At 48.3% G+C, this 21,130-nt stretch carries 20 protein-coding genes; 8 read left to right on the forward strand and 12 right to left on the reverse strand.

The genetic code is table 11. The annotated features are described in order from the left end of the window. The first annotated feature begins 21 nt into the window (after positions 1–21). The 4 genes from AB3Y96_RS18010 (at position 22) to chiQ (ending at position 5,397) form a co-directional block, all read left to right on the forward strand. The gene (locus AB3Y96_RS18010) at positions 22–1,410 is read left to right on the forward strand and encodes an MFS transporter (protein ID WP_367299872.1); all 1,389 of its coding nucleotides are present in this window, start codon (positions 22–24) and stop codon (positions 1,408–1,410) included. Continuing rightward, positions 1,407–3,605, forward strand: coding sequence for an alpha-galactosidase (locus AB3Y96_RS18015; RefSeq protein WP_367299873.1), 2,199 nt, complete (start codon positions 1,407–1,409; stop codon positions 3,603–3,605). Before AB3Y96_RS18010 ends, AB3Y96_RS18015 begins: the two co-directional genes overlap by 4 nt. Before the next feature lie 82 nt (positions 3,606–3,687). Then, complete coding sequence (locus AB3Y96_RS18020; RefSeq protein ID WP_367299874.1) at positions 3,688–5,106, forward strand: OprD family outer membrane porin; 1,419 nt, start codon at positions 3,688–3,690, stop codon at positions 5,104–5,106. Positions 5,107–5,208: 102 nt separating this feature from the next. Further along, the gene (chiQ, locus tag AB3Y96_RS18025) at positions 5,209–5,397 is read left to right on the forward strand and encodes a ChiQ/YbfN family lipoprotein (protein ID WP_072310084.1); all 189 of its coding nucleotides are present in this window, start codon (positions 5,209–5,211) and stop codon (positions 5,395–5,397) included. Between the two features lie 112 nt (positions 5,398–5,509). On the opposite strand, the gene AB3Y96_RS18030 is transcribed toward chiQ, so the two are convergent. The 4 genes from AB3Y96_RS18030 to AB3Y96_RS18045 form a co-directional block, all read right to left on the reverse strand. Continuing rightward, positions 5,510–5,974, reverse strand: coding sequence for a DUF1456 family protein (locus AB3Y96_RS18030; RefSeq protein WP_025800288.1), 465 nt, complete (start codon positions 5,972–5,974; stop codon positions 5,510–5,512). Positions 5,975–6,103: 129 nt separating this feature from the next. Next, on the reverse strand, positions 6,104–6,556 hold the full coding sequence (locus AB3Y96_RS18035) for a PTS sugar transporter subunit IIA (RefSeq protein ID WP_072310083.1): 453 nt from the start codon (positions 6,554–6,556) through the stop codon (positions 6,104–6,106). Positions 6,557–6,928: 372 nt separating this feature from the next. Beyond that, positions 6,929–7,699, reverse strand: a complete 771-nt coding sequence (locus tag AB3Y96_RS18040) for an ABC transporter permease (protein ID WP_072310082.1) — start codon at positions 7,697–7,699, stop codon at positions 6,929–6,931. Further along, positions 7,696–8,643: an ABC transporter ATP-binding protein gene (locus tag AB3Y96_RS18045; RefSeq protein ID WP_072310081.1), complete on the reverse strand. Its 948-nt coding sequence runs from the start codon at positions 8,641–8,643 to the stop codon at positions 7,696–7,698. Before AB3Y96_RS18045 ends, AB3Y96_RS18040 begins: the two co-directional genes overlap by 4 nt. A 353-nt stretch (positions 8,644–8,996) precedes the next feature. Between AB3Y96_RS18045 and can the strand changes: the two genes are divergently transcribed. Further along, a complete protein-coding gene (gene can, locus AB3Y96_RS18050; RefSeq protein ID WP_072310080.1) occupies positions 8,997–9,647 on the forward strand; it encodes a carbonate dehydratase in 651 nt (216 codons plus the stop codon). Between the two features lie 89 nt (positions 9,648–9,736). On the opposite strand, the gene AB3Y96_RS18055 is transcribed toward can, so the two are convergent. Further along, positions 9,737–10,108: a DNA-binding protein gene (locus tag AB3Y96_RS18055; protein ID WP_247650338.1), complete on the reverse strand. Its 372-nt coding sequence runs from the start codon at positions 10,106–10,108 to the stop codon at positions 9,737–9,739. Between the two features lie 417 nt (positions 10,109–10,525). On the opposite strand from AB3Y96_RS18055, the gene AB3Y96_RS18060 reads away from it, so the two are divergent. After that, entirely contained in the window at positions 10,526–10,831 is a 306-nt protein-coding gene (locus AB3Y96_RS18060; RefSeq protein WP_072310078.1) for a hypothetical protein, read from the forward strand. 59 nt (positions 10,832–10,890) lie between these two features. On the opposite strand, the gene hpt is transcribed toward AB3Y96_RS18060, so the two are convergent. The 3 genes from hpt to cueO all read right to left on the reverse strand — a co-directional run bounded on the left by hpt (position 10,891) and on the right by cueO (position 13,978). Further along, entirely contained in the window at positions 10,891–11,427 is a 537-nt protein-coding gene (hpt, locus tag AB3Y96_RS18065; protein WP_367299875.1) for a hypoxanthine phosphoribosyltransferase, read from the reverse strand. A gap of 220 nt (positions 11,428–11,647) precedes the next feature. Then, positions 11,648–12,253, reverse strand: coding sequence for a nitroreductase family protein (locus AB3Y96_RS18070; RefSeq protein WP_072310076.1), 606 nt, complete (start codon positions 12,251–12,253; stop codon positions 11,648–11,650). Positions 12,254–12,355: 102 nt separating this feature from the next. Beyond that, positions 12,356–13,978, reverse strand: a complete 1,623-nt coding sequence (gene cueO / locus AB3Y96_RS18075) for a multicopper oxidase CueO (protein ID WP_367299876.1) — start codon at positions 13,976–13,978, stop codon at positions 12,356–12,358. A 263-nt stretch (positions 13,979–14,241) separates the two neighbouring features. On the opposite strand from cueO, the gene AB3Y96_RS18080 reads away from it, so the two are divergent. Beyond that, complete coding sequence (locus tag AB3Y96_RS18080) at positions 14,242–14,589, forward strand: YacC family pilotin-like protein (protein WP_025800331.1); 348 nt, start codon at positions 14,242–14,244, stop codon at positions 14,587–14,589. A gap of 90 nt (positions 14,590–14,679) precedes the next feature. On the opposite strand, the gene yacL is transcribed toward AB3Y96_RS18080, so the two are convergent. The 3 genes from yacL to acnB form a co-directional block, all read right to left on the reverse strand. After that, on the reverse strand, positions 14,680–15,045 hold the full coding sequence (gene yacL / locus AB3Y96_RS18085) for a protein YacL (RefSeq protein ID WP_072310074.1): 366 nt from the start codon (positions 15,043–15,045) through the stop codon (positions 14,680–14,682). Between the two features lie 194 nt (positions 15,046–15,239). Next, a complete protein-coding gene (locus AB3Y96_RS18090) occupies positions 15,240–15,893 on the reverse strand; it encodes a tellurite resistance TerB family protein (RefSeq protein ID WP_072310073.1) in 654 nt (217 codons plus the stop codon). 165 nt (positions 15,894–16,058) lie between these two features. Then, the gene (gene acnB / locus AB3Y96_RS18095) at positions 16,059–18,656 is read right to left on the reverse strand and encodes a bifunctional aconitate hydratase 2/2-methylisocitrate dehydratase (protein WP_367299877.1); all 2,598 of its coding nucleotides are present in this window, start codon (positions 18,654–18,656) and stop codon (positions 16,059–16,061) included. Positions 18,657–19,188: 532 nt separating this feature from the next. On the opposite strand from acnB, the gene AB3Y96_RS18100 reads away from it, so the two are divergent. Then, entirely contained in the window at positions 19,189–19,446 is a 258-nt protein-coding gene (locus AB3Y96_RS18100) for a hypothetical protein (RefSeq protein WP_072310071.1), read from the forward strand. Between the two features lie 83 nt (positions 19,447–19,529). Here AB3Y96_RS18100 and lpdA read toward each other — a convergent pair whose 3' ends face one another. After that, on the reverse strand, positions 19,530–20,954 hold the full coding sequence (gene lpdA, locus AB3Y96_RS18105; protein WP_025800335.1) for a dihydrolipoyl dehydrogenase: 1,425 nt from the start codon (positions 20,952–20,954) through the stop codon (positions 19,530–19,532). Between the last annotated feature and the right edge of the window lie 176 nt (positions 20,955–21,130).

Raw genomic sequence — 21,130 nt, forward strand, 5'->3', positions numbered from 1 at the left:
TTTTTAGTGCCGGAGTGTTATATGGATATAGTCAATTCAACACAAGAAAAACCAAAAGAAAAACGATACCCAACAGATAAAGTTTCATGGACTACCGCAATATCTTACGGACTGGGAAGTTTTGGCGCCAATGTGATGTATGCATTTATCGCTATTTATCTCATGCTTTATTACACCGATAGCTTTGGTATAAAAGCAGCGGCCGTCGGTTTATTATTTTTAATTGCCCGCTTAGTCGATGGCGCAACAGATATTGCACTCGGAATTTTAGTTGATAACACCCATACCAAAATGGGGAAATTTAGGCCGTGGATTTTGATTGGCAGTATTTTAGTTTCACTGACCACCGTTGCCTGTTTTATCAGTCCCGATTTTTCAGAGGCAGGAAAACTGGTTTATGCTTACTCAACTTATATCTTATGGAGCATCTGCTTTGCCATTATTGATATCCCTTACTGGTCGCTCTCGGCTGCAATAACACAAGATCCCACAGAAAGAACCAAGGTGATTACTATCCCTAGAACCATTGCCACATTTGGTTTTCTGTCTGTCAGTGCAAGCACGCTATGGCTGGTGAAATATATGGGGAGTTGGTGGGCTGTCGCCATAATATATAGCCTGATATTTTTAGTGTGTATGTTGATTACTTTTTTCGGCGTAAAAGAAAAACACTCCGTGCCACGCAAAGAACGCCAAAGCTTCAAAGGATTTTGGATATTATTAAAACAACATAGACCGCTGCGTTTATTGTTGACCGGTATGTTTTTATTAGAAATGATTGGCGTTATCCGTGGCACATTCCAACTTTATTTTTTCATCTACAATCTCAACGCAGAAATGGCGCTTGGTGTATTTCTTACGGTATCAATGATTGCACAGGTCGGCGGTGCCGTCGTATCTCCTTTTATATCAGCCAAAATTGGCAAGAAAAATACCGCGATATATAGCAGCGCCGTTATGGCTCTAGCCTGCATGCTGCTATTTTTCTTTCAAGGAAACATCACCCTTATATTCATCATCGGTGCAGTAGCCCCATTCTGTGGCGGCGTTGGACAAATTGCACTTTATTCCATGGTGGCAGACTGTGTGGAATACGGTGAATGGGCCAGCGGCAACCGTTCTGAAGGTATGGTTTTTTCACTTAATATTTTTAAAACCAAACTTTCTGGCGCTATTGGTGGTGCCATTGGTGGATTCATGCTGTCGTGGGCGGGTTATATTCCTCATACCGTGCAAGCGACCAATACGGCTATGTGGATTGGCCTGCTGTTTACCCTTATTCCCGGCGCGTTGACGCTCATTAGTTTAATACCTTTATCAAGCTATGAGATTACCGAACGCAGATTCTACGAAATCCTCGACGATATTCAGCAACGCAATATTAGCCAAAATTCAGGGGAAAATTCATGATTATCTGGAATGCCGAACAGCAAACTTTTCATCTGTGTAATCAGCACATCAGCTATGTATTAGGCATTGAGCATCAGCGTTATTTGGTGCATTGCTATTGGGGCAAACGGGTGGCTGCGTTTAATCAATACCATGATTATCCCAAACTGGATCGCTCATCGTTCTCCCCCACGCCAGCGGCATGGCCAGACAGAACGTTTTCTTTAGATACCGTTCTGCAGGAATATCCGGGGCACGGCGCAGGGGATTACCGAGAGCCCGCCTTTGAAGTGCGCTACGCGGATGGAACACAGGTAAGCAATCTGCATTATGTGTCACATCACATAGTTCAGGGCAAGCCACGACTGGAAGGGCTGCCTAGCACGTGGGTAGAAACGGATGATGAAGCACAAACCCTGACGATTACGCTGGCCGATCCGGTGACGCATTTACAGGTAGAGTTAAGCTATACCCTGTTTCGCGACCATCCCGTCATCACCCGCTCCGCTCGCCTCATTAACCGAGGCAAACAGCCACTGCGCTTGCTGCGCGCGCTGAGCTGCGCGGTTGATTTCCCCGATAGTCACTATCAACAGATCCAGTTTCCTGGCGCTTGGGCACGAGAGCGGCAGCTTCATCGCCAGCCGCTAAATCCAGGCATTGTGGTGCTCGATAGCAAACGTGGAGCCAGCAGCACACACCAGCAACCGTTTATTGGCCTCGTGCGTCCAGAAACCACTGAAATGCAGGGAGAGGTCTGGGCCCTACATCTTGTGTACAGCGGCAACTTTACCGCTCGCACCGAGGTCGATGCCTATCAGCAAACGCGACTGCTCTTAGGTATTAATCCTCACGGATTTGGCTGGCAGCTACGGCCAAACGAATCATTCCAAACGCCAGAAGCCGTTATGGTATGGAGCGATACTGGGCTGAATGGCCTTTCTCAGGCGCTGCACCAGCTCTATCGCAATAATCTGGTACGCGGACAACATCGCCATCAACCTCGCCCGATTCTGGCGAATAATTGGGAATCAACCTATTTTGACTTTAACGAAGAAAAGCTCTTAACGTTTGCACGCAATGCTAAACAGCTCGGCGTGGAGCTTTTAATGCTTGATGACGGCTGGTTTGGCGAACGCAATGACGACACCCGTTCTCTGGGTGACTGGTTTGTGAATCAGAAGAAATTTCCACAGGGCCTGCGCCCGCTGATTGATAAAGTCCATCAGCAGGGGATGAAGTTTGGTCTGTGGTTTGAACCGGAAATGATCTCACGCCGCAGCCAGCTCTTCACTCAGCATCCCGACTGGGTGATATGCGCAGGGGAACAACCGCTGTCAGAAGGGCGCAATCAATACATTTTAGATCTTGGCCGCGCAGAAGTACGCGACAATATTCTGTCGCAAATGAGCATATTTCTCGAAAAACACCCCATTGATTACATTAAGTGGGATATGAACCGCAATATGAGCGAAGTGGGCTCATGTGTGATGCCTGCCGAGCAGCAACAAGAGACAGCACATCGCTATATCCTTGGCCTCTATTCCCTACTCGATGCACTCGTCACGCGTTTTCCACATATTCTATTTGAATGCTGTGCTGGCGGAGGCGGGCGTTTCGATCCTGGGATGCTTTATTACATGCCACAGGCATGGGTCAGTGATAACACCGATGCGGCCTCCAGAGTGTATATCCAGCACGCTACCAGCCTGCTTTATCCACCCATTATGCAGTGCGCACACGTCTCCGAAGTGCCAAACCACCAAATGGGTCGCTCCACCAGCATAGCCATGCGTGGTGCGGTGGCGATGAGTGGAAACTATGGTCTGATGCTTAATCTGATGCATCAAGACGCTGAACGCGATCGCGCCGTCACTGAGCAAATCGCTTTTTATCAGCAACATCGTCAACTGATCCAATTTGGCACGTTCTGGCGTTTGGTTAGCCCATGGCAGCACCCAGATTTTGCCGCTTGGATGTTCGTTTCGCCTGATAAGCACGAAGCGCTGGTCATGGCTTTTTCCTTGGTGAGCTTAGCCTCTGCGCCGCTGCGGTTGCTGCACTTGGCTGGATTAGATGCCCAAGCACGTTATCAGATAGATGATTCCCCTACCGAGATTGGCGGCGATGAGCTGATGTATCGCGGGATATTCATCGATCCTCCCCTCAACAGAGATTACACCAGCCGTATCTGGCATCTGAGATGTAGCCAATAGGCGTTAACTCTTATTTTGGGGAGCTTTCCCCCTGTTCGCTCACGACTATTTTTCATTCTTCGTGTAGAAAAAGGATTTCTTTATGCGCGAAATAAATCGCTGTTCTCTGCTTGCCGCCACACTCATAGCAGTGCCCACCTTACTCATTGCTGCTCCAGTACCAACCGCAGGTTTTTGGGATGACGCCCACTTAACCGGCGGAGTTTATTATTCACAGCGCTATCGTGATAAACGCGATATGACCATAGGTAGCCCCAACTACGGCGACTATGTTGAAGATCTGCATCATGCAACCTTTAACGCCAATCTGGATTTCAGCTCGGGATACATCGACGACATCATCGGCCTCGATCTTGCCGCTTTTGCTGCGGAAAATCTGGCGACCGGCAATGCGGCTCACCCCAATGAAATCAGTCTTAGCTCAGCCAACCAACGCTGGGGCGAGCACTGGTCCGGCGATAAGGGCGGGGTCAATTTATATAAAGCCGCGCTAAAACTGAAATATGACGACTACTGGATGCGCGCGGGCTATATCCAGCCATCAGGACAAACCTTATTGGCTGTGCATTGGGGTTTTGTACCTGGAGCCTATCAGGGCGTAGAGATGGGCGGTAGCTGGGATTATGGTGATAACGGAACGCTCTCGGCATCCTATTTCTGGTCCGATCAATATAAGGCACCTTGGTATACGGAAATGTATGAGTTTCGCGCTGCCGATAACAGCACGAAAATCGATTATGTGCAGGCCGCAGGGATTAAGTATGACTTTAAAAACAATCTGATACTGGAAGCTTCAATGGCGCAAGCCGCTGATTTTATGGATCAGTACATGACCAAGCTGTCTTACAGTTTTCCAGTGGCTGGCAACGATCTGCGTGTTAGCTATCAGTTTTATGGAGCAAAAGACAAAGTGGGTAATGGAACAGTTGCGGCCTACGGTTCGATTAACGATGAGTACGACGGCCTCGCCTGGCTGCAGGGCATTACGCTGGGTTATACCGTCGATACGCTGGATTTTCGCTTAGAAGCACAAACCGTCAAAGCCGAAGGCAATCAGGGATTCTTTCTACAACGAATTACGCCAGCCTATGCCAGCTCTAACGGGCGACTGGATATTTGGTGGGATGCCGCGTCGGACTTTGATGCCAACGGCGAAACGTCTGCGTTTGCCGGAGTTGCCTACGATCTCAAGAATTATGATCTCCCCGGCTGGGTTATTGGCGCAGGCTATGTCTATGGCTGGAACGCCAAACCCTGCACTACCTGCACCGTCGACGGCGAACTTGCCGATCAAAACCAGCGCATCGATGAATCAGCATGGACATTCAATATCGCCCATATCGTACAGACCGGGCGGCTTAAAGGAACGCTGTTTAACCTCCATTACATCAACTACGACAATCACGGCAGTAACCCAAACTATAGCGGTGGCTACAACAATATGTTTCAGGATGAAATTGATATCAAATTCAACGTCATCGCGCCATTTACTATCTTTTAAACCAGCGTAGCGCCACAGGGGTCGAGTTAGATGTGGGAACCAGTTAGAGCATATGGCCTGCAACCTGCGGCGATACCGCAACGATGCCTTCAAGGAGGAGAAATGAGCAGAATGGGCATTACAATACTAGGCCTGCTTTTAGCAGGGTGTCAGGGGGCATCTCAACCGAGAAGCGCTCAGGAAACTATTTCACCAAAAGATTATCAAGAGTGTATTCAAGCAGCCATGGATGGCAACGGGCAGGCAAGTACGGAGAAATGCAATAAAGTGATGCAGGACGCTCGCGAGTAGCACCCGTTATAGACAATTTTTTAATGCGAGGACGTTAACTTAACTTCCTCGCACATTAAATGATTGACCGCTACCACGGCAGAACCGTAAACGGCTTTTAACGCTGTGAGTATTAGCCTTTACGCACGCGCGCAGCTAATCCTTTCAGAAAATAACGCAGCAGCTGGTCGCCACATTCACGATAATGTTTATGCCCGTCAGCGCGGAAAATAGCGCTCAGTTCGGATTCGGTAATCGCGAAATCCTGAGATTTTAAGATCTCGATAATATCCACGGACTTAAGCTCAAATGCCACGCGCAGCTTTTTCAGAATAATGTTGTTGGTGATACGGCGTTCAACTTTTGGCGCAGGATACTTCTCATCTTTGCCACGCTTGAAGAAAATCAGACCATTCAGGAAATATCCCATCACAACATCAGGGCAAACCTTAAAGCCTTCTTCACCTTCTTTGGTTACGAAGCTCGCCATTTCTTCCAGCGTCACCTTGGTGTCGGCCAGAGCTAAAATGCTGATCATTTTCTCGTTATTCAGATTCAGCATGTAGCGAACGCTGCGTAAAACATCATTATTCATCATTACCGGGTACATCCTCTCGATTTTAGTGCGCAAAAAGCATCAGGGCGCATTATAGAGATATTCTGCGTTTCACGTTGAAGAAATCGTCATCCGTTTGCATTGATGCCTCTATGCCCACGCTTTTGGCCTCTAATTTTCGATATTACAGGCTTCCGGGCTACGCACCATCACCGTTGGATGACGGTTTTGTTCGTGCCATAAACTGGTCGCTTGCCCACGCGTTAGCTCCAACGCTTGGTCGCGAAACTCAGAAGCGGTGAGCCCCCCACGCTGAGGGAACAGCTGAATCATGGAGCCTAAACTAATGCCCACCACCACTTCGCATTTAGAGTGCTTATGGCTCATCAACGCAGCGCTGCGAAACGGGGCCGCGCCTAAAATGTCGGTTATAAAGACCACCCCATCACCGCTGTCTGCGGCATGTAGCGCATCACACATCATCCGACTAAGCATATTGGTGCTCAGCCAATCGGTATATTCAACGCTGATACATTGCTCTGGCAGCGCCCCCAGCAAATGCTTGAGTGATTTTAGCGTGCCGCTGGCAAAGCCAGTATGTCCTGCTAAGACAATCCCTAACATGTGCGTTCTCCCCTTGCTGCTTGGTACGGCATCCTGCCGTTCGTCGCCATAAATAGTAAAATCTGCTGCGGGCTTTTAGGAGCAGGCATTCAGATTAATCTCACAAGTATTAGGGTTTATCAGGAAATGGCGTTCACCGCAGCAAACATAATCAATAGCGATGCAGGAGTGTGAGATAAGGCAGATATGATGCTATTTAAAACAAAAAACTGTTTAACAGTAACTACGTTTACTTAGGCTCGATTTTAGGGAGAGTACACCGATGGGGTCGTAGCGGCGTCAGCCGCCGGAGCGCCCCGCGGTGTACTATGCCCGTGTATCTCGATCTCTTAAACGAACGGCATTACCTTCTTTAACATAGGCTTGAGGCGATTAGGAACGCAGACCGCGCCCGCGCTCAATGAGATACCACGCCAGCAGATAGAACACCACAATAAACGCCAGCAGTACCACAAAGGTGAAGATAAGCGGTACATCGTTAATGCCTAAGAACCCAAAACGGAAGCCGCTGATCATATAGACGATAGGATTCAGCTTTGATACCGCCTGCCAGAAAGGAGGCAACAGGGTCAGCGAATAGAATACGCCGCCCAAATAGGTCAATGGCGTCAGCACAAAGGTTGGCACCAGACTGATATCGTCAAAGGTTTTGGCAAATACGGCGTTCAGCAACCCACCCAGCGAGAACAGGATAGCAGTACACAGCAGCGTCGCCGCGACAACACCCCAACTGTGAACATGGAATGGCACGAAGAATAATGACACCAGCGTCACTAGAATACCCACGCACACGCCACGCGCCACACCGCCGCCGACAAAACCGGCGATGATCACGTGCGTTGGCACTGGCGCAACCAGAAGTTCTTCAATGTTGCGCTGAAACTTAGCGCTGAAAAACGACGATGCCACGTTGGCATAAGAGTTCGTAATCACCGACATCATGATAAGACCCGGCACGATAAACTGCATGTAATCAAAACCATGCATTTCGCCGATGCGAGAACCAATCAGATTGCCAAAAATGATGAAGTACAGCGTCATGGTAATGACTGGCGGCACCAGCGTTTGGATCCAAATTCGGGCAAAACGATGAACTTCTTTGGTCCAGATACTTTTCAGCGCGACCCAATAGAGTGCGTTCATGCCTTTTTCTCCGTATTCACACGCGGTTTTTCATCATGATCGTGCACTAAGGTCACGAACAACTCTTCCAAACGGTTGGCTTTGTTACGCATGCTCAATACCTGAATCCCCTGCGCACTTAGCTGACTGAATACGCCATTCAAGCCCTGCTCACGCAGCACTTCAACTTCCAGCGTTGAGGTATCACGCAGATGGTGCTTATAACCCTCAAGCTTCGGTAATGGGCTTTTCGCCGCCAAATCCAAAATGAAAGTTTCAGATTTCAACTTTGAAAGCAATTCTTTCATGGACGTGTTTTCAACCAGCTCACCGTTCTGAATAATGCCGATGTTACGACACAGCATCTCAGCTTCTTCCAGATAGTGCGTAGTCAGAATAATGGTGGTTCCCTGAGCGTTCAGCTCTTTCAAGAATCCCCACATTGAGCGGCGCAGTTCGATATCTACGCCCGCGGTCGGTTCATCAAGAATCAGCAGTTTTGGCTCATGCATCAGCGCGCGGGCAATCATCAAACGGCGTTTCATGCCGCCAGAAAGCATACGAGCACGTTCGTCACGTTTTCCCCAGAGATCCAACTGCTTGAGGTATTTCTCCGCACGAACCAAGGCTTCTGAATGAGCGACACCATAGTAGCCCGCCTGATGCACCACTATCTGCATCACCGTTTCAAACGGGTTGAAGTTGAACTCCTGAGGCACCAAACCAAGCTGGCGTTTAGCATTAACGATGTCACGATCGATGTCATAACCGAACACGTTGACCTTACCGGAGGATTTATTCACCAAGGAGCTAATAATGCCGATGGTGGTCGATTTCCCTGCGCCATTTGGCCCAAGCAGGGCATAAAAATCGCCAGCCTCAACCTGTAAATCAATACCGCGCAGCGCCTGCACGCCACCCGCATACGTTTTGGTGAGCTGGGAAAGTTCCAGTGCGTTTGTCATTATGATTAGCGTACCTTTGCGCCTGAGCTATCAGGCTTTTTTTGGAACGGTTCCAAAACAGTAATAAGCAGAAACCGTCAATAATCGGGATGTGAACGTTGACCGAAGAGTGCCTATTTTACATAGCCATAACAGCATTAGCTACCGTATTTACGGCTTATAGGCACCTGATGCTAAGATACTTTTTGAAGAACATTTGCATAACTTAATGTTAACGGATGGTAATTTTTTCAAGGAATAACGCCGTTATTTTCTATGCCATTTTTTGCTGAAGGCACTGTTCCGATTTCAAAACTGTGACGATTAGCCTATATTAACCATCGCAAACCGCATGTTACAGACGATTAACCTCAATGAAAGAAATCGAAAAACTTATTGCGAATAACCATGCATGGTCGGATACCGTGAGCCAGGAAGACCCAGAATTTTTTGGTCGTCTTGCTCAATCACAGCGTCCGCGCTTTCTATGGATTGGTTGTTCTGATAGCCGTGTACCGGCTGAACAGTTAACGGGACTGGAAGCTGGCGAACTCTTCGTTCACCGTAATGTTGCCAACCTCGTTATCCATACCGATTTGAATTGCCTGTCGGTTGTTCAATATGCCGTCGACGTATTACAGGTTGAGCATATTATTATCTGTGGCCACTTGGGCTGCGGCGGGATTGAGGCTGCGGTCGAAAATCCTGAACTAGGACTTATCAACAACTGGCTGCTGCACATTCGCGACCTGTGGTACAAACACAGTTGCCTGCTGGGTGAACTTCCGCCAGAAAAACGTTTGGATACCCTGTGCGAACTGAACGTAGTTGAACAGGTCTATAACCTCGGCCATTCCACCATTATGCAATCAGCATGGAAACGTGGACAAAAAGTGATGATCCACGGATGGGTTTATGGTCTGAAAGATGGCCGTCTGCGCGATCTGGATATCACCACCACGAGCCGAGAAACCCTCGAACTGCGTTATCGCAACGCCATGTCTACCCTGCTGCAACAAGGCTAAATAGACACTCGCGTGATAGCACAACCGCTGATGTCCTGAATGCGATAACAGCGGTTGTGTTTCCTTTCCAATAAACCTCGTCGACACCTCTAACGGAACGTTAATGACGACGCCAAACGAAAAAACAACGCATTAACTCCTTCTAATAACGCCAGCTCCACGAGTTTTTCACGCTGCAGTAACGGTATTTTTTCGCAAATCTCGTCCCATAGCTTTGCCCCGATGCTTTCATCATTCAGCTGGAGTCGATAATACGCTCTCGTCTCGTTGACCTGATGCAAATGCAGCCGCTGCTTAACCTCTTCTGGTAGGCTATCAATATGGTATTCAATAGTTTTTCCATCACGTTTACGCCTCACCCATTCCGATTTTCGGGCATGCGAATGCAACCCCTGCGGTGTTGTGGGCAAAGGTGCTATCTCGGTGAGTTGTTTCGCCGTAAACCATTCTGATTCCATCATTGCTTCCTCTCTAAAAGATATTCGGTATCCACATTAATAGAAATTTCTGTAACAGAAATTAGTAATAACACCTTTTCTTAAAAAGAAGAATTTAAGAATGTTTTATAGAAAATTAACTATTAAATTAAATAATAGAAATAAAGAATTAGTAATTAATAAAACATTCATAGTGCAGATCAATTAATAAAAGCAAGTTTCAACTTTTCTTTTATATTGTAATTTAATCTTAATTCTCTTTTAAGTTGCATTTAATGTTGCTAAATTACGCCGCTGCCACGCAACAAAAAAACAACATTCTAGGGAGGATAAAAAGCAAAAGACCGTTTATATTTTTAATTGCACTATTTAGTTAATGAATAAATTAACGCATCCCGCAATGGAAGGCTAAAAACTCAATAACGACTTTTTGAGGTAATCATGAGCCTATATCGTTTATTTCTTTTTTTAACGACCGCTGTAACATTAATGTTCTCTGCCTATACTTATGCCGTTGATGGGGTTATTCACTTTACTGGCAGCGTTGTTGAAAGTGATTGTAATATAAGCCAAATACAGTCGTCTGTTCAGGCAAGCTGTTACCGAGATGGGAGAGTCATTAGCCAGACTAGACCAATCAATGAATCCAATGGAAAGGTGCTTTTACCTAAGGATCTTGGTTGGACTCAAATTGTGCCTGTGGGTAAAGAGAAAAATTTAAAACTTCTAACCATTAACTATTACTAAATACCCACAACAAAAACGCCGTCAAAAATGACGGCGTTTTTAAGTATCAATAAACTGATTTATTCGTCTAACATAATAACCTTGCCGATATAAGGCAGGTGACGATAACGCTGAGCGTAGTCAATGCCAAAGCCAACCACGAATTCGTCAGGAATAGCAAAACCAAAATATTCAACCGGAACATCAACTTCGCGGCGGCTTGGTTTATCTAATAAGGTGCAAATAGCCAAAGATTTAGGGCCACGCAGAGCAAATAATTCACGCACTTTGCTCAGGGTATTACCGGAGTCAATAATATCCTCAACGATCAATACGTCTTTTCCGCGAATATCTTCATCCAAATCTTTCAGGATTTTAACGTCACGGGTGCTATTCATACCGTTGCCATAGCTAGACGCAGTCATGAAATCGACTTCATGCGGAACATCAATCTGGCGGCAAAGATCAGCCATAAACATAAAGGAACCACGTAGCAAACCAACCAGAACCATCTCGCTGCCGCTATCACGGTAATCTGCTGAAATCTGACGGCCTAGTTCAGCAATACGCTGACGCACTTCCTGTTCAGAGATCATTACTTCAACTGTATGTTTCATCGCTATATACCTTTAGACCGAGTCCTGTAAATCGTTCTTTCACCCCTACCAACCCTTCATCATAACGCCAAAACGCACCGAGTTGCCGCATACATGCAGACACTATTTAATGATGAGAGGAGGAGTGGAGCGTTTAAGGGCGCAGAGTATAGCAAGGTAATAGAGCGCCGTCATGGGCAGCGCTCTACTCATCACCTACATAGATAATTTTACTGAGAAATTAAAAACGATCGGTTTTAACAATTTGCTCAAACGGCAACTTGCCGATACGAGGATACGGTTGGCTCACACCTTTGCCGATCGCGATCATCAGGCAAATTTCATAGTGTTCTGGCTTATTAATAATTTTACCAACGGCGTCGAAATCAAAACCATCCATTGGGCAGGAGTCATATCCATGCGCCTTAGCGGCTAGCATCAGCGTTTGGGCAAAGATACCCGCGCTGCGCATAATTTCATCGCGCTGGGTCTGCGCTTTTCCACGATAGTAGCTATCCACTGCAGGCACCATATATTGCTGCACTGGCTCTGCGGCTTCTGCCCAAATGTTTTTTACCTGAGACTCCCAGCTAGAGACATCGCCGCACAGCACTACCAGCATAGAAGCATCGGTAACCTGAGCTTGGCCCCATGCAGCTTCACGAATTTTCTCACGCTGGGCGCGGTCTTCAATCAGCAATGGGCGCCAATGTTGCAGGTTAAAGGCGCTTGGCGCATTTTGCAGTGCAATATTCAGCAGCTCTTTTTTTTCTTCTAAGGTCATGACATAACCAGCATCAAACTGCTTGGTCGCACGGCGTTGTTGGATCACTTCGATAGCATTCATTTTTCAATTCCGTCCTCATTATTATTCTCACCAAACCATTGTCATTAAATTAGACCAGTTGTCTAGTGATGCTTTGAGGCTGTTAGTTTTTTACGAAAAAACTCAACTCACCGTAAACGACATCATCATGCCCGTATCTTCATGTTCGAGCAGATGACAATGCGCCATGTAAGCGCGTTCTTTCGGCGCTTCGTGATCGAATTTCACCAAGACTTCGCTTCGCCACCCTTCAACACGCACCGTATCTTTCCAGCCACTACGATGAGCCGCAGGCGGTTTACCGTTTTCAGAAAGAATGCGGAACTGCGTGCCATGGATATGGAATGGATGCAGCATCATGTCGCCTTCACCAGAAATGGTCCATTTCTCGTAGGTGCCACGTGGCACATCAAACATCGGTTTGGCCATATCAAACGCAATACCGTTGATTTTGTTGCCGTGCATGAAGTCATAACCCGGAGCCGTTGGGTTACCCTGCCCCATTGCGCCATGATTCATCTTCCCATTCCCCATCTGGCCATGATCCATATGTCCTTGCATCTGACCGTGATCCATACCCGCCATATTGCCGTGACCTTTCATGTCCATGCCGGCCATGGATGCCATGCCATAGCGCTGCATCATCATTTGCATGCCCATCATGTCGAGCTGAGGATCCATCATCAGCTGCAACCAGCGCGTTTTCATATTATCTGCAGCGGGAACAGCGGGCATATTCACTAAAGCATCAGGCAGTTTTGCTTCATTACTCTTCAGTGTAGGCTGAATATGCAAAACGGGCAGAGCGCGATCGAACGGCGGCAGCGTCATCCCCATTTGTTTGACCGGCAAAGTGATAATGTCGAACGCCTTACCATCGCGAGTATCGACTAAAACCTCAAAACGCTCGCCCATCAGGATCGGTAGCTCTGTTAATTTAACCGGCTCACCCAGCAGCCCGCCATCGCTGCCGACCACATACAACGGACGACCATCGCTGGTAGCCAGATTCAATGAACGCGCATTACACCCGTTCAGGAACCGCAGTCGCAGCCATCCGCGCGGAGCAAGATGCTGAGGGTATACCGCACCGTTGGTCAGCATCATATCGCCAAACCATCCTACCGCCGCCGTCATGATATCGAGCTGGTAATCAATATTGCCTTTGGCATCGAGACGCTTGTCTTGCAGGATCACCGGCACATCATCAACGCCCCACTCTTTTGGCAATGGGAGCTTCGCGCTTTCTTCATCATCAATAATAATTAGGCCGCCTAAGCCCATCGCCACCTGACGCCCGGTTAAACCATGCGTATGCGGGTGGAACCATGCCGTTGTTGCGGGTTGGTCCACTTTAAACGCCGCGGTCCATACTTTGCCCGGCTCAATCACCGCCTGCGGCCCACCGTCAGACGTGCCCGGAATCTCCATACCGTGCCAATGCATGGTGGTCGCCTCTGGCAGCGCGTTGGTCACATTAATCGCTACGTCCTTACCTCGCTGCAAACGCATGGCGGGCCCTAATAGCGGACCATTAATACCCCAGGTCGGCGTTTGCATCCCCGCTTTCCATTTCATGCTACCGGTTTGTACATTGAGCGCTATTTTCCCTGCGGCATCTGGCGTGAGTAATGCAGGGATCGGTAATGCTGGATGATCGGCCGCAAAAGCGGCACGGCTCCAGAAAGGTAAGGCGCTGGATGCACCCAGCATGGCAGTCAGTTTGATAAAGTCGCGGCGAAGCATGTCAGATTCCCTTGTGCGTCAGTGAGTAGACTCGGTTAAACTTAGACGTGTTTAGCTTCATACGTGAAGCTACGAAATGTTTAGCTGCAGTTAACTATTGCCATTTTAGGGTAGACCTTCCAGTAAGGGGAAAGTCAAGCTAGCACTTGATTTAATGGAAAGTAGGTTCCATAAATTGATTGATGAAATGAGCAAGAAACACTGTAGAAACAGGGCTGAAATATGATACCGTCAAACTACAACTACATAATGTGCATCTGTTTATGAAAAAAACCTCGCTGGTGCTTTTGCTTTTAGGTTTGCTGAGTTTTACCTCCGCCAGCCAGGCTCTTGATGATATGCAATCCGAAGATTTAGCCGATCTCACCGCTATCTTCGTATTTCTAAAAAATGATTGTGGTTATAACGACTTACCTAATGCGCAAATCAAAAAAGCGATCGTCTTTTTTGCCAACCGTAACGGATGGGATTTATCCAACTATAACACTAAGAAAATGAAGGCGTTGGGTGAAGACAGCTACCACGATCTCAGCCGAATTTCGATGCCAACCGCGACGAAATGCAAATATCTGGCCCGAGACTCTCTAAGCCTGCTCGCATACGCAAACTAAGCTACTATCGTCGATAGTGGCAACTCAAACGGCAGACCTAATCTGCCGTTTGATATCTCAACAAGAGATAAATTCAGGCTCCCAACCAAGCTAGCGCGTCGAAGCGATGAAAGCGCGATATTTCTCTAGCACCAGTAAAAAATCTTCTAAACCACAGAATGAGAGGCTTTCCTCATCGTAATAACTCATCCCCTCTTCTATTTCATCGCCTTCCACTGCCAGTTGATTAGCACGAACCATCACTTCTTCACCGTCTAACCACAGCGTGTATTCATGCCCGGTTAGCTGCCACTGGCGTTCGCTGCCTTTCACCTCAGCCGCGGCCTGTTCAACCTGAGTCAGCAAAGCCAAATCGCCTTTAACTTCCTCGTTTAGCCAGTGCCCAACGACCTCGTGCCCCATCGAAAATACGGCGACGACCTGCCCCGTTACATCATGGCGAAATTCATAATCCATCGTTCAGCCCTCCGCGACTTTCCCCTATTTTTTCTGGGGATGACTTACTTATAGTGTAAACATCCATCGCGTAGCTGCACTGTCGAGGCTCGCAAACTGGAAAAATAAAACGGAGGCCATGGCCTCCGTTGTGTTACCTGCACGATTTTCACTGGAAAACCGGCGCGATATATCAGCAAAAATAGCGTCTAGGGTCAAGCCAGCTCGCGTTTCTTCTCGCTGATATCATGCTCAATCCCTTGCTTCACATCAGCAGGGATTTTTAGAGACTGCGCCAAAGCATCCAAATAGCTACGCTCCATAAAGTGATCGATATCGATCACTACACAGCTCAGATAATAGAGTTCAAGCGCCTCGTCTTCGTTCTTAATATCTTGCGCTAACAGCGCTGGATTTAACGGTTGTGCCAAGGCCTCTTGCACCCAATGCTCTGCTTCAGCGCCGAGACCAAGCTCATGCAAGCTATTATCGATGGCCTGTCGCTCCGCATCATCTACATGCCCATCGCTTTTCGCCGCAAACACGACAGCCTGAATTAGGCGCTTGGTTCGCGCATCAATGGGCGATGCGCGCATACCAAACTGAGGTTCATCTTGATGCGTCTCTTTAACCCGTTGCTTGTACTTATTCCACAGCACCGCACCTACCGCAGCCGAGCCGCCAATTATCAGCGCGTTTTTACCGAACTTGCCCGCTATTTTACGTGTGGATTTATTACCTAACAGCACACCAACTAAGCCGCCCAATGCCGCCGGAGCCAATAGTTTGCCAAACCCTTCAGACCCGCCGATCGACTTAGTTTTATCACCGAGCATAGATTGAATCTGTTGCATCCAACTGTTTTTCATAACACACCCCATAGGCGCAATTTATTGATGTTATTGCATGCAGATTACGGATTTATCTGTCAGTTTACGTATGGGAAGTGAAAACTTGCTTATGGCGTGAGTTGGGGGATAGTCGATAAAAAAAAGGAGGCCGAAGCCTCCTCGATATTCAGTCACAGCTGAAAATTAAACCGCTGTCTGGAAAATCACACCGTCAGCCTTCTCAGTGTATTGCTCCAGCTTATCAAAGTTCAGGTAACGGTAGGTGTCTACCGCCGTTTTATCAACCTGTTCCATGTACTGCTGGTACTCTTCTGGGTTTGGCAAACGACCTAACAGCGAAGCCACCGCGGCCAGCTCGGCCGAGGCCAGATACACATTTGCCCCCGTCCCCAAGCGGTTCGGGAAGTTACGCGTTGAAGTCGATACCACCGTTGCCCCATCGGCCACGCGTGCTTGGTTACCCATGCACAGTGAACAACCAGGGATCTCAACGCGTGCGCCACTCTTACCAAAGATGCTGTAGTAGCCTTCTTCGGTCAGCTGGGCAGCATCCATCTTCGTCGGCGGAGCAACCCACAGGCGAGTTGGTAGCTGGCCTTTGTGACCATCCAACAGCTTACCTGCAGCACGGAAATGACCAATGTTAGTCATACACGAACCGATGAAGACCTCGTCGATTTTCTCACCAGCTACGTCAGACAACAGACGCGCATCATCGGGATCGTTTGGCGCACACAGAATTGGCTGTTTGATATCAGCCAGATCGATGTCGATCACCGCCGCGTATTCTGCATCCGCATCGCCTTCCAGCAGTTGCGGATCGGCCAGCCATTTTTCCATACCCTGAATACGACGCTCGATGGTACGACGATCGCCGTAACCTTCTGCGATCATCCACTTAAGCAGAACAATATTGGAGCTCAGGTACTCTTTGATTGGCGCCTTATCGAGTTTGATCGTACAACCCGCAGCAGAACGTTCTGCAGAAGCATCCGCCAGCTCAAACGCCTGCTCAACTTTCAGCTCTGGCAAACCTTCAATTTCCAGAATGCGGCCAGAGAAGATATTTTTCTTACCTTTCTTCTCAACCGTCAGTAGGCCCTGCTGAATCGCGTAGTAAGGAATGGCGTGAACCAAGTCGCGCAGGGTGATACCCGGCTGCATTTTACCTTTGAAGCGCACCAGCACAGATTCAGGCATATCCAACGGCATCACGCCGGTTGCTGCGGCAAACGCCACCAAGCCGGAACCCGCAGGGAAAGAGATCCCGATAGGGAAACGCGTATGGGAGTCACCGCCGGTACCAACGGTATCAGGCAGCAGCATACGGTTCAGCCATGAGTGAATAATGCCATCGCCCGGACGCAAGGAAACACCGCCACGGTTCATAATGAAATCAGGCAGCGTATGGTGCGTGGTCACATCTACCGGCTTAGGATAAGCCGCAGTATGGCAGAACGACTGCATCACTAAATCAGCAGAGAAGCCCAAGCATGCCAAATCCTTCAGCTCATCGCGCGTCATTGGCCCCGTGGTGTCCTGTGAGCCCACAGACGTCATCTTAGGCTCACAGTATTGCCCCGGACGAATCCCTTTGGTACCACAAGCACGCCCCACCATTTTCTGCGCCAGAGAGAAACCTTTGTTACTCGCAGCAACGGGTTTAGCGATACGGAAAACTTCGCTGTGTGGCAGATTCAATGCTTCACGTGCTTTGGTAGTTAAACCACGGCCGATTATCAGTGGAATACGGCCACCGGCGCGAACTTCATCCAGCAGCACTTCGGTTTTCAGCTCGAATATTTCCAGCAGTTCATTCGTTTCGTGATTGCGCACTTCGCCTTTGTACGGGTAGATATCAATCACATCGCCCATATTCAGCTTAGAAACATCAACTTCGATCGGCAACGCCCCCGCATCTTCCATCGTATTGAAGAAGATCGGTGCAATTTTACCGCCGAGAACCACACCGCCGCCGCGCTTGTTTGGCACATGAGGAATATCGTCGCCCATAAACCACAGCACGGAGTTAGTCGCTGACTTACGCGAAGAACCGGTTCCGACCACGTCGCCAACATAGGCCAGTGGGAAACCTTTTTTGTTTAGTAATTCAATTTGCTTGATCGGACCCACGCTACCCGGCTGATCGGGAACAATACCGTCGCGTTCGTTTTTCAGCATCGCTAATGCGTGCAAAGGAATATCGGGACGAGACCAAGCATCAGGCGCAGGAGACAGATCGTCGGTGTTGGTTTCACCGGTCACTTTAAACACGGTGACCGTGATTTTCTCGGCTAGTTCTGGGCGAGATAAATACCAATCGGCATCAGCCCACGATTTTAAAACCTGCTGGGCATGCACGTTGCCTGCTTTGGCTTTCTCTTCCACATCGTAGAAGTTATCAAACATGAGCAGCGTATGAGACAGCGCTTTTGCGGCGATAGGTGCCAGTTTGGCATCATCGAGGGCATCAATCAGGGGATGGATATTGTAACCGCCCTGCATGGTACCGAGCAGTTCAACGGCTTTTTCTTGAGAAACCAGAGGAGAGGTCGTTTCGCCTTTCGCAACAGCGGCTAAAAAACCCGCTTTGACGTAAGCCGCTTCATCAACACCCGGTGGCACACGGTTGATCAGCAAATCTAACAGAAATTCTTCTTCACCAGCGGGCGGCGATTTCAGTAACTCAACCAACCCAGCCATTTGCGTCGCATCCAGTGGTTTAGGAACCACGCCTTCTGCCGCACGTTCAGCGACGTGCTCGCGATATTCTTTTAGCACGACTTTATCCTCGCTCTCATTGTTGGAGTCATTATGTGTGCAGAGGGTGTGTTTCGTAGTACGTTCTCGATACGGTATAAAAGCCTACTACGGAACACACCCACCACCGGGTTACGGGTAAGTAAGATGCCTTTAGAACGTTGTTCCACGCTCTGAAAGTACCCCCAAAATAATTCAAGCTGATTGAAGGCGGCAAACCTGTGAGTCCCTAGGAACTTACTCAAGTAAGTGACTAGGGTGAGCGGGTGCAGCCAACGCATAAGCAGCTTGAAGTATGACGGGGATAAAACCTTTCAAGTTACAAGGTCTTCATAAGTAGAGTACCCGGTTATGCCCGTCCAGCATATCAGGATTTAACTCGGTTGTTAAACCGTTCACATAAAAGCAACATAAATAGCGCATAATGCAAATTGGTATCGTTCTGTAACAGTATTAAATGTTGAAAACTGATAAATCTTGATCTGTTCTAGGATCTAAGCGCGGTTTTTTTCGCTATGATCCACTATCACCACGAGTAGATGCAGGATGCGGAATGATACTTAAAAGGAAGTCGAAAAGTTTTTATCTTACAGTGCTTCAGATTGCCTCGGTTTTATTGGCCGTCGCTGCGCTGTTTTTCCTGATCGACAATACTCAATCACAGTATCTGGTACTCAACGGAAACCACCTAGCTCGGACAGACCTCGACAATGGCCCTATAATTTGGGGAATGAATTTCTTCTTGTTTGCGCTTTTGGTTGGAGTACTGCTGTTCACTATCGCCTTTTTTATTGGTTTTAAAGACGATTAGCAGCTTGAGTAGCGGTTGTGAATGACATAAAAAAACGGCTCCCGAAGGAGCCGTTTTGCATTTCAGCGTAGTCCGCAAAAAAATTATTTCTTCTTCGCTTTCGGGTTCGGCAGGTCAGTGATGCTACCTTCGTAGATCTCTGCGGCTAAACCAACTGACTCATGCAGCGTTGGGTGCGCATGAATAGTCAACGCGATATCTTCAGCGTCACAACCCATCTCGATTGCCAGACCGATTTCACCTAACAGCTCGCCGCCGTTAGTGCCGACAATCGCACCACCGATGATACGGTGAGTTTCTTTGTCGAAGATCAGTTTGGTCATACCGTCTGCGCAATCAGAAGCGATAGCACGACCTGAAGCTGCCCACGGGAAGGTGGAAGTTTCATAGCTGATGCCTTTTTCTTTCGCTTCTTTCTCGGTCAGACCGACCCAGGCAACTTCTGGCTCAGTATAAGCAATAGAAGGAATAACCTTAGGATCGAAGTAATGCTTCATGCCCGCGATAACTTCAGCGGCAACGTGACCTTCGTGAACACCTTTGTGTGCCAGCATTGGCTGACCAACGATATCGCCGATAGCAAAGATGTGCGGTACGTTGGTACGCAGCTGTTTGTCGACGTGGATAAAGCCGCGCTCGTCAACTTCAACGCCCGCTTTACCCGCTTCCAGCAGTTTACCGTTTGGTACACGACCGATAGCAACCAGCACCGCGTCATAACGCTGTGGTTCTGCTGGCGCTTTCTTGCCTTCCATCGTGACGTAGATACCATCTTCTTTGGCTTCTACCGCGGTCACTTTAGTTTCCAGCATCAGGTTAAATTGCTTGCTGATACGCTTGGTGAAGACTTTCACCACGTCTTTGTCAGCGGCTGGGATAACCTGATCAAACATTTCAACCACGTCAATCTGAGAACCCAGCGCGTGGTAAACGGTACCCATCTCCAGACCGATAATACCGCCGCCCATGACCAGCAGACGTTCTGGAACTGATTTCAGCGCCAGCGCATCGGTTGAATCCCAAACGCGTGGATCTTCATGTGGAATGAACGGCAGCTGGATTGGACGAGAGCCCGCAGCGATAATTGCGTTGTCGAAGTTAATCACGGTCGTGCCGTTTTCGCCTTCAACTTCCAGTGTGTTAGCACCGGTGAATTTGCCCAGACCGTTAACCACTTTCACTTTACGGCCTTTTGCCATCCCAGCCAGACCACCGGTCAGCTGAGTGATAACTTTCTCTTTCCAGACACGAACTTTATCGATGTCAGTTTTCGGCTCACCGAAAACGATGCCATGCTCTGCTAAGGCTTTGGCTTCTTCAATCACTTTAGCGACGTGCAGCAAAGCCTTAGAAGGGATACAACCGACGTTTAAACATACGCCACCCAAGGTGGAGTAACGCTCAACGATGATGGTTTCTAAACCTAAATCCGCGCAACGGAAAGCCGCAGAGTAACCTGCAGGGCCCGCCCCAAGTACCACGACCTGAGTTTTAATTTCAGTACTCATCATGACCTCTTTATTGTTTGTCCGGCGGGTGCGACATCATCCACATTGATAACATCACTGCCAACGTCATTGTTTGGCTCACAACCTTTATTTCCAAAGGAAAGAGGAGAGTCATTCATAACGCCCATCTACCACCGGGACGCTCGTACTGCCCATAGTTTACAAAAATGTTAACA

The sequence above is a fragment of the Hafnia alvei genome (assembly GCF_964063325.1).
Taxonomy (GTDB): domain Bacteria; phylum Pseudomonadota; class Gammaproteobacteria; order Enterobacterales; family Enterobacteriaceae; genus Hafnia; species Hafnia alvei_B.

What these genes read in the sequence shown, in the direction of transcription:
- AB3Y96_RS18040 (WP_072310082.1), bottom strand. Translation starts at nt 7,699, where the DNA reads ATGAACGCACTCTATTGGGTCGCGCTGAAAAGTATCTGGACCAAAGAA.
- AB3Y96_RS18055 (WP_247650338.1), bottom strand. Translation starts at nt 10,108, where the DNA reads ATGATGGAATCAGAATGGTTTACGGCGAAACAACTCACCGAGATAGCA.
- AB3Y96_RS18070 (WP_072310076.1), bottom strand. Translation starts at nt 12,253, where the DNA reads ATGAATGCTATCGAAGTGATCCAACAACGCCGTGCGACCAAGCAGTTT.
- hpt (WP_367299875.1), bottom strand. Translation starts at nt 11,427, where the DNA reads ATGAAACATACAGTTGAAGTAATGATCTCTGAACAGGAAGTGCGTCAG.
- can (WP_072310080.1), top strand. Translation starts at nt 8,997, where the DNA reads ATGAAAGAAATCGAAAAACTTATTGCGAATAACCATGCATGGTCGGAT.
- AB3Y96_RS18060 (WP_072310078.1), top strand. Translation starts at nt 10,526, where the DNA reads ATGAGCCTATATCGTTTATTTCTTTTTTTAACGACCGCTGTAACATTA.
- AB3Y96_RS18010 (WP_367299872.1), top strand. Translation starts at nt 22, where the DNA reads ATGGATATAGTCAATTCAACACAAGAAAAACCAAAAGAAAAACGATAC.
- AB3Y96_RS18080 (WP_025800331.1), top strand. Translation starts at nt 14,242, where the DNA reads ATGAAAAAAACCTCGCTGGTGCTTTTGCTTTTAGGTTTGCTGAGTTTT.
- AB3Y96_RS18030 (WP_025800288.1), bottom strand. Translation starts at nt 5,974, where the DNA reads ATGATGAATAATGATGTTTTACGCAGCGTTCGCTACATGCTGAATCTG.
- yacL (WP_072310074.1), bottom strand. Translation starts at nt 15,045, where the DNA reads ATGGATTATGAATTTCGCCATGATGTAACGGGGCAGGTCGTCGCCGTA.
- AB3Y96_RS18035 (WP_072310083.1), bottom strand. Translation starts at nt 6,556, where the DNA reads ATGTTAGGGATTGTCTTAGCAGGACATACTGGCTTTGCCAGCGGCACG.
- cueO (WP_367299876.1), bottom strand. Translation starts at nt 13,978, where the DNA reads ATGCTTCGCCGCGACTTTATCAAACTGACTGCCATGCTGGGTGCATCC.
- chiQ (WP_072310084.1), top strand. Translation starts at nt 5,209, where the DNA reads ATGAGCAGAATGGGCATTACAATACTAGGCCTGCTTTTAGCAGGGTGT.
- AB3Y96_RS18100 (WP_072310071.1), top strand. Translation starts at nt 19,189, where the DNA reads ATGATACTTAAAAGGAAGTCGAAAAGTTTTTATCTTACAGTGCTTCAG.
- lpdA (WP_025800335.1), bottom strand. Translation starts at nt 20,954, where the DNA reads ATGAGTACTGAAATTAAAACTCAGGTCGTGGTACTTGGGGCGGGCCCT.
- AB3Y96_RS18020 (WP_367299874.1), top strand. Translation starts at nt 3,688, where the DNA reads ATGCGCGAAATAAATCGCTGTTCTCTGCTTGCCGCCACACTCATAGCA.
- AB3Y96_RS18015 (WP_367299873.1), top strand. Translation starts at nt 1,407, where the DNA reads ATGATTATCTGGAATGCCGAACAGCAAACTTTTCATCTGTGTAATCAG.
- AB3Y96_RS18045 (WP_072310081.1), bottom strand. Translation starts at nt 8,643, where the DNA reads ATGACAAACGCACTGGAACTTTCCCAGCTCACCAAAACGTATGCGGGT.
- AB3Y96_RS18090 (WP_072310073.1), bottom strand. Translation starts at nt 15,893, where the DNA reads ATGAAAAACAGTTGGATGCAACAGATTCAATCTATGCTCGGTGATAAA.